This is a genomic window from Streptomyces corynorhini (genome assembly GCF_003346515.1).
GTDB lineage: Bacteria > Actinomycetota > Actinomycetes > Streptomycetales > Streptomycetaceae > Streptomyces > Streptomyces corynorhini.
Genome location: NZ_QQNA01000209.1, coordinates 1 through 5,708 on the forward strand (window position 1 = coordinate 1; position 5,708 = coordinate 5,708).

Sequence of the window (5,708 nt, forward strand, 5' to 3'; positions counted from 1 at the left end):
AACTTCGCCACCGCGCGCTGGCCCAGGCCCGGCTGCGCCAGCGCGCGGTGGCGAAGTTCGGCGCGCGCGACGCGTACCGGATGTACTTCACGCCGAACGGCGTCGAGCAGGCCACCCGGGGCGCCGTCGCCGCCCACCGGGCGGCCCGGTTCCGTACGCTCATGGCGCCCGCGCCCGGCGAGCCGCCCCGGGTCACGGACCTGTGCTGCGGCATCGGCGGCGACGCCATCGAGCTGCTGCGCGCGGGCCTCGCCGTCCGTGCCGTCGACATCGACCCGCTGACCTGCGAGATCGCCCGCACCAACCTGCGTACGCTGGCGCCCGGCGGGCCGTCGGCGACGGTGACGCGGGCCGATGTGCTGGAGTACGACCTGACCGGCGCCGAGGCCCTGTTCATCGACCCGGCACGGCGCGGCGGCCGGGGCAGGATCTTCCGTCCGGAGGCGTACTCACCGCCGCTGTCGTGGGCGGTCGAGGCGGTGCGCAGGACCGGTACGGGCGCGATCAAGATCGCGCCGGGGATCCCGCACGAGCTGGTCCCCGACGACTTCGAGGCCGAGTGGATCTCGTACGCGGGCGACGTCAAGGAGGCCGTGCTCTGGCACCGGCCCGGCGCCGTCGTCCCCGGCACGCGCCGCGCCACCCTGCTCTCCTCCGGCGCCACCGCCGCCCTGACGGGCCGGGGGCTGCCCGATCCGCCCGTCCGCCGTACCGGCCGGTTCCTGTACGAGCCCGACGGCGCCGTCATCCGCGCGCACCTCGTCGCGGAGGTGGCCGAGGAGCTGGACGGCGGGCTGATCGACGAGACGATCGCCTACATCACCGCCGACGAGGCGCGCGCCACCCCGTACGCGACCGCGTACGAGATCACCGACGAACTCCCCTTCCACCTGAAGCGGCTGAAAGCCCTGCTCCGCGAGCGCGAGGTGGGTGTCCTGACCGTGAAGAAGCGCGGCTCGGCCGTGGAACCGGAAGAGCTGCGCCGCCGCATGAAACTCAAGGGTCCGAACGCCGCCACGGTCTTCCTGACCAGGGTGGCGGGGGCACCGGCCATGCTGATCGGGCACCCGGTCGCAGCCTGACCCACGCCCCGAGGCGGGTCCGCGAAGCAGCGCCGTCCGCCCGCCGACCGGGCGGGACTTCGAAGACAGGGCCCAGGGCCTCTCGTCAGGCGAGGTCCGTCAGGTCGTCCGCGTAGATCAGGGACAGCGGCTGGGGGCCCACGTACTGCTGGCAGTTGCACTGGCGGCGCTCGTACCGCAGGGGCTTCTTCTCCGCGTCCCACTCCACGGGCGCCTCCACGTCCTCGTGGCACTTGCCCTGGCGGTCGTGTTTGGCCAGGTGGTGCGAGCAGCCGCAGACGGGGTCGGGCTGTCTGCCGGCTTCCTCCAGCGCCAGCCGTTCCCTCTCACGCTCTTTCTCCGCCAGCTGCAGGCGCTCCATTCTCCGCTCGTGGCGGGTCCTGAGCGCGGTGCGTCCCGTATCGGCCATCCAGCCGAAGCCGCCCACCATGAAGAAGACGAAAATCCACCAAAGCCAGTTCATCCGCCGCCCCTTCCCCCTGCATGGCGCATGCGTTCGGGTACCAGGATAGGCCGGACACCGTAGGAACGGCCTCAGGAGCCTCAGCGATGTGCGCCACCGCCACGGCGGTCCGGGATCCGGCGCAGATACCGGGCGGCCCACCGCTGGTGGTCGACCGACCTGATCAGCCCCAGCACCCCCGTCAGCAGCAGCGTGGCGCCCATACCGGCGGCGTACACCACGTCCCCGAACACGAGCGACTGCGCCGCCACGGCGTCCTCGGAGGCGGTCATGAGCCGGCCGCCGACGGGCAGCGCCGCTCTCAGCCCCAACAGGCACAGCGCGACCGAGGGCAGCAGCCACGCGGCGCACCGCCCGGTCGCCCGCAGCCGACGGTGCGTCACGAGGTCGGGGCGGACAGGACCGACACCCGCCCAGTCCGCCAGCCGCCGCCGCACCTCCCGTCCCCTGCTCGCCCACAGCGCGAGCCCCACGCCCGCCGCGCCCAGCAGGAACAGCCCGAGGATCAGCGCCGCAGGCGCGGTCGCGTACGCGAGCCCACCGGTCTCCACGCTCCGGACCGCCAGCCCCAGCGCCGCCCAGCCGACCACCGCGACCGCGCCCAGCAGCCACAGCAGCACCAGCCCTACGGCGGACAGCCCGCGCCGGGCCAGCTCCGCCATGGCCCCGTCCCGGACCGCGAGCCGTGCCTCCTGGTCGGACCAGGAACGGATCTCCGGGGGAGGCGGCGGCAGCGGAGCACGGCTGATCATTCCGCAGAGATTAGCGGTGCGCACGGGCCTCAACGCGGCGGGGTGGGGCGGGGGTACGGGCGTCCGGACATCCGGGCGTTCCGGGACGCGCCACCGGCCGACCGGGGACGAGCACCGGCGTCGACGAACAGACGACGACGGCCGTCCCCGCCGACGCGAGGGCGTCGCCATCGCGAACTCCGCCCCCGTGCCCTCCGGTCACGGCCGCCGAGGACCGACCGCCGCCGCGCCCCGCCGCCGCGTGACGAGAACCGCGCCGCGGAACGTCATAAAAGCGTGCTCATGCCAGCTTGGGGCGGTAGATTGCCATCCGGCCGCGGCCGGAATCCAGACCACGGGGGTCTGCTGGGGGAAGCCGGGGCGGGAAGGTCGGACATGACCGGGGGATCCAACGTCCAGGACACGTCCAGTTCGCAGGTGCGCACCGGACGGAACGCGTCGTACGGCGCGGAAAGGCTGGAGAGCCTGACGGGGAGGGAGCGGGAGGTGCTGCTGCTCCTCGGGACGGGCCTGGGCAACCGGGAGCTGGCCCGCGAGCTGAAGATCGCGGAGCGCACCGTGAAGGCGCACATCGCGAACATCGTGCGGAAAATCGGGCAGCAGACGCGGACGCAGGCGGCGATCGTCGCCGCGCTGGCGCATGACACGCTGTGCTCGGATCCGGCGTGCACACGGCACCTGCCCAGGGTGCCGGGGCCCTGGCGAGCGCCCTCTCCCCTGTGAGCGCGTCCGCCGTGCGGACGGCGATGCCGGGAGGCTGTTGTCACGGCGGGAGAGGCCACCGAGGGACGCGGGGGCGCCGTCGGTGACGCGCGGGCAGTGGGACGCGCCCGCCTCCTCGGGGGCGTCCGCTGTGCCCGTCCGCGCCGGCGTGCGAGCGGGGCACGGTCGGCACCAAACGGGGGCCGCTGACCCCGCCCCCCGCCGGGCCGGTGCGCGGAGGACAATGAGCCGTGCAGCGGGACGCCGTCGGGCGGCCCGTGCCGAAAGGGGGGTCGACGTGACCGTGACCTGGCGCAGTGCCGTCTCCTACGCGCTCACCGTCGTCGTGCTGTCCTGGTTGACCGGGGCCGGGGTCGACCTGGCCTGGCGGGTGGCCTCAGGGGGCCTCAGGGGCTGGGTCTCGTTCTGGGCGGCGGACCCGTGGAACGCCGTCTTCGTGGTGACCGCCGTCCTGGCCCTCACCCTGGTCCGCCGGATGTCGGCGGCGCTGCCCAACTGGCGGGTGGCGCTGATCGACGGCGCGGTCTACCTGGGCGTGCTGCTGCTCTGCTCGGGGATCTCGGCGTGGGCCGCCGGGGACGAGGGGCCGGTGGACGCGGCGTTCTTCATGGCGATCCTCGCGCTCTTCACCTTCCAGCTCCCGGCGGCCTGGCTGCTGTCCGCATGGCGCTCCCCGCACCTGGAGATCGTCCTCGGCCGCGCCGGCGCGCGCGGGCGTGCGACGGTCTGACCGGGCGATGCGCACCCCTCGCACGGCGCTCGTCGCCCACGCCCCGCCCGCCGCCGGGGCGCTGCCCACGGGCTGCGCCTCTCCCGAACCGGTCAGCGACTCCACCCCGGGGGACGCGTTCGGCACGGTCTACGCGGAGGGCGAGCGCCCCGCCGCCCAGGAGCCGACGCCGTGACCGCGCGGGTCGGCCCGATCCCGACCGCGGGCGAGCGCGAGATGCTCCGCTCGTACCTCGACTTCCACCGCGCGACCCTCGCCATGAAGACCGAGGGCCTGAGCGACGAGGAGCTGCGCAGGCGGTCGATGCCGCCCTCCACGCTCTGCCTGATGGGGCTGGTACGGCACATGGCCGAGGTGGAGCGCGCCTGGTTCCGCCGGGTCGTCAACGGGGAGGACATTCCGCTGGTCTGGTCCCCCGAGGGCGACTACCAGGTGGCGTACGACGCCACCGGGGCCACGCGCGAGGAGACGTTCGGCGCCTGGCGTACGGAGATCGAGCACGCCCGCCGGATCGAGGCGGCGGCGCGGTCGCTGGATGTGACGGCGTACGCGGCGCGCTGGGGCGAAGACGTGTCGCTGCGGATGGTGATGCTGCATCTGATCCACGAGTACGCCCGCCACAACGGCCACGCCGACTTCCTGCGCGAGGCGATCGACGGCAGCGTGGGTGCCTGACGCCGCGGACGCGGCCCTCGGGTTCCGGCCGCGCGGGTGCCTGACGCCGCGGACGCGGCCCTCGGGTTCCGGCCGCGCGGGTGTGTGTCAGAACCCCGCGAACCGGCCCGTCCCGAGTAGCTTCGAGGCGGTCACCGCGCGATGACGCGCCGATGCACTCGCCCGCGACCGACCGCTCCCCGGTGAGGTACGTCCATGCCGCCGCTCTCCCCCCTCTACCTGCTGCGAAAGCTGCTCGGCAACGAGCGGTGGCGGCGGCTGCACGTGAAGGCCGCCGCCTGGGCCGCCGTCGGCGTCGTCGTGGTGCTGCTGCTCGGGTCCTGGATCATCGTGCCGTTCGAGCTGGCGGCGCCGAAGGCGACCATCACCTCGTTCCCGCTCGCCCTGTGGTGGTCCGTCGAGACCGCGACCACCGTCGGGTACGGCGATCTCTATCCCGTGACCGTCCCGGGACGGCTCATCGCCGGAGTGGTGATGCTGGTCGGGATCTCGGTCTTCAGCATCGTCACCGCGTCCCTGGCGACCTGGTTCGTCGGCAGCGCGGCGCACCGCGCCCACCAGGTCGCCGAGGCGCTCGAAAACGCCGAGCGGAAGGGGCGGGCGGACGCCTCCGGCGAACTGCGCGCCCTGCACGCCCGCTTCGACCACCTCGAACAGCTGGTGCGGCACTCCGCCGCCGGGCGAGGTCAAGGCGCGGAAGGCCCGCCCTGACGCCGTCCCCCGCCCGATACGGGGGCAGGCCCCACTGCCCCGGGCGTCCCCGCCGCCTACCGTGGGGTCCATGGACGCCGACGACGCCGATCTGAGGAAAGAACTCAACGCCACCCTCCAGGCCCGGCGGGACCTGGGTGAGGAATACGACTCCGCGCTGGTGGAATCGTTCCTGGAGAGGGTCGGGCAGCGGCTCGACGCCACGGTCGACCGCCGCGTGCGCCGTCAGCTCGCCGAGCAGCAGCTGGCGGTGGCGCGTGGCGCCTCGCGCCCGTCCGGCGCGGCCGAGGGGTTCGGGTTCGGCGAGCGCTTCGGCTTCGCCGTCATCTCGCTGATCCTGGCCATCCCGCTCTCCGCGATCGCCGTCGTGAACGCCGGGATCGGGGGGCTGATCGTCTGCTGGCTGGGCATCGTCGGGGTGAACGCGCTGAACTCGGCGCGCCGGATGCCGTGGACGTCCTGGGGCACGGGCGGCAAGGGCCGGGGGCAGGAGTCCTCCGACTGGGAGGGCTGATCCGTACGGAGTGACAGCGGGGGGGAACAGCGGGGGGGGGAGCGCCGAGAGGCGACGG

Annotated in this window: 9 protein-coding genes; 7 read left to right on the top strand and 2 right to left on the bottom strand. The window is 74.0% G+C overall.

Annotation, left to right across the window (positions count from 1 at the left end):
• Positions 1 to 1,082 (top strand): class I SAM-dependent methyltransferase (locus tag DVH02_RS24430; RefSeq protein WP_147286119.1); only part of this gene is annotated, 1,082 nt, incomplete at its 5' end.
• Between the two features lie 85 nt (positions 1,083 to 1,167).
• Here DVH02_RS24430 and DVH02_RS24435 read toward each other — a convergent pair.
• Positions 1,168 to 1,545, bottom strand: coding sequence for a hypothetical protein (locus tag DVH02_RS24435; protein ID WP_114625987.1), 378 nt, complete (start codon positions 1,543 to 1,545; stop codon positions 1,168 to 1,170).
• An 80-nt stretch (positions 1,546 to 1,625) separates the two neighbouring features.
• Complete coding sequence (locus tag DVH02_RS24440) at positions 1,626 to 2,297, bottom strand: hypothetical protein (protein WP_114625988.1); 672 nt, start codon at positions 2,295 to 2,297, stop codon at positions 1,626 to 1,628.
• Positions 2,298 to 2,672: 375 nt separating this feature from the next.
• Between DVH02_RS24440 and DVH02_RS24445 the strand changes: the two genes are divergently transcribed.
• The 6 genes from DVH02_RS24445 (at position 2,673) to DVH02_RS24465 (ending at position 5,650) form a co-directional block, all read left to right on the top strand.
• The gene (locus tag DVH02_RS24445; protein ID WP_114625989.1) at positions 2,673 to 3,020 is read left to right on the top strand and encodes a helix-turn-helix domain-containing protein; all 348 of its coding nucleotides are present in this window, start codon (positions 2,673 to 2,675) and stop codon (positions 3,018 to 3,020) included.
• A 277-nt stretch (positions 3,021 to 3,297) separates the two neighbouring features.
• Positions 3,298 to 3,750 carry a hypothetical protein gene (locus DVH02_RS24450; RefSeq protein WP_114625990.1) on the top strand — a complete coding sequence of 151 codons (453 nt, stop codon included), beginning with the start codon at positions 3,298 to 3,300 and terminating at the stop codon, positions 3,748 to 3,750.
• Between the two features lie 7 nt (positions 3,751 to 3,757).
• Positions 3,758 to 3,925 carry a hypothetical protein gene (locus tag DVH02_RS35265; RefSeq protein ID WP_158575934.1) on the top strand — a complete coding sequence of 56 codons (168 nt, stop codon included), beginning with the start codon at positions 3,758 to 3,760 and terminating at the stop codon, positions 3,923 to 3,925.
• A 41-nt stretch (positions 3,926 to 3,966) separates the two neighbouring features.
• On the top strand, positions 3,967 to 4,425 hold the full coding sequence (locus tag DVH02_RS24455) for a DinB family protein (protein ID WP_114625993.1): 459 nt from the start codon (positions 3,967 to 3,969) through the stop codon (positions 4,423 to 4,425).
• Between the two features lie 195 nt (positions 4,426 to 4,620).
• Positions 4,621 to 5,136: a potassium channel family protein gene (locus DVH02_RS24460; protein WP_114625991.1), complete on the top strand. Its 516-nt coding sequence runs from the start codon at positions 4,621 to 4,623 to the stop codon at positions 5,134 to 5,136.
• Positions 5,137 to 5,206: 70 nt separating this feature from the next.
• The gene (locus DVH02_RS24465) at positions 5,207 to 5,650 is read left to right on the top strand and encodes a hypothetical protein (protein WP_114625992.1); all 444 of its coding nucleotides are present in this window, start codon (positions 5,207 to 5,209) and stop codon (positions 5,648 to 5,650) included.
• Positions 5,651 to 5,708: the final 58 nt, after the last annotated feature.

Excerpts from the sequence above, each read along its gene's own strand:
- DVH02_RS24440 (WP_114625988.1), bottom strand. The coding sequence starts at position 2,297 with ATGATCAGCCGTGCTCCGCTGCCGCCGCCTCCCCCGGAGATCCGTTCC.
- DVH02_RS24465 (WP_114625992.1), top strand. The coding sequence starts at position 5,207 with ATGGACGCCGACGACGCCGATCTGAGGAAAGAACTCAACGCCACCCTC.
- DVH02_RS24460 (WP_114625991.1), top strand. The coding sequence starts at position 4,621 with ATGCCGCCGCTCTCCCCCCTCTACCTGCTGCGAAAGCTGCTCGGCAAC.
- DVH02_RS24435 (WP_114625987.1), bottom strand. The coding sequence starts at position 1,545 with ATGAACTGGCTTTGGTGGATTTTCGTCTTCTTCATGGTGGGCGGCTTC.
- DVH02_RS24455 (WP_114625993.1), top strand. The coding sequence starts at position 3,967 with ATGCTCCGCTCGTACCTCGACTTCCACCGCGCGACCCTCGCCATGAAG.
- DVH02_RS35265 (WP_158575934.1), top strand. The coding sequence starts at position 3,758 with ATGCGCACCCCTCGCACGGCGCTCGTCGCCCACGCCCCGCCCGCCGCC.
- DVH02_RS24445 (WP_114625989.1), top strand. The coding sequence starts at position 2,673 with ATGACCGGGGGATCCAACGTCCAGGACACGTCCAGTTCGCAGGTGCGC.